The sequence below is a fragment of the Oribacterium sp. C9 genome, assembly GCF_002007235.1.
Taxonomy (GTDB): Bacteria; Bacillota; Clostridia; order Lachnospirales; family Lachnospiraceae; genus Oribacterium.
This window is the reverse complement of record NZ_MUHW01000070.1, coordinates 1-1,002: the sequence shown is the minus strand read 5'-3', so window position 1 is coordinate 1,002 and position 1,002 is coordinate 1. Positions and strand designations below refer to the sequence as shown.

1 protein-coding gene is annotated in these 1,002 nt (G+C 41.3%); it reads left to right on the top strand.

All coding sequences use genetic code 11. From position 1 onward, the window contains the following. A partial coding sequence (locus tag BXO88_RS16650) for a hypothetical protein (protein ID WP_168171761.1) occupies positions 1–1,002 on the top strand: 1,002 nt, incomplete at both ends.

Below are 1,002 nucleotides of genomic sequence, written 5' to 3'. Positions count from 1 at the left end.
CGCAAAAACTGAAGTTACAGTTAATTCCGGTGCAGTAACAGTTACAGGAGCTGGATTAGAGGTAAAAGCAACAGGTATAAGAGCTAGTGCCGAAAATGGCGGCACTGTCGAAGTAAAAACAGGAGAAGTAACGTCAAATGCGACCAATGATAATACTCAAGGTCTAGTATATGGTATAAGTGCTGATGGAAAGGATGGAGGTACAGTCACTGTCAGTACGGGAGCAGTATCCGCTTCAGGAGTTAATGTCACCGAGGCAATATATGCATACACATCAGGTGACAGCAGTACAGTTACAGTCAATACAGGAACGCTGAATTCATCTGCGAGTGGATCTACATCTAATGGAATATATACAATAAATGAGGGCGGTTCTATGGTTGTGACAACCGGTGCAGTTACATCTACATCTACTGCTAAATACGCCGGTGCATTAGGGGCACAAATTAAAGCTACAGGCGGTACAACCACTGTTAATACCGGATTAATAACAGCCGAGTCTAATAATCAAACGGCAGGAGTAAGCATTGATTCAGCGGGTTCCAGTACGCTTGTTAATGTTACAACAGGATCCATTGAAGTATTAAAAGGTGAAACAAGCGGTATTCGGGTATGGGCTCATGATAATGGAAGCTTAGAAATGGATGTTAATGGTAACGTAAATTCTTCCGGTACAGGAATTTGGGTCAGGTGTGATTCACAAAATTCAGAGGCTGTTGTGAAGGTTACAGAGGATGTTATAGCAGGAGATACAGCAGTTGATCTTACTAAGACCAACAACACGTCTACAACTACAATTGAGGTCGATGGAACGATCAGTGGTAAAGAACATAACATAGTTATCACTGAAGACAGTGCAACTAAAGGTATTGATATAACAGTGTGGAAGGTGGATACTTCTGGTGAAAAGGAAGTAATAGAGCAAAAAGATGGTATGGAATATTTTGTTCCTGAAAATGCCGCAGAGATCGTAAACTATATCATCAAGGTAGAAGGCAATCT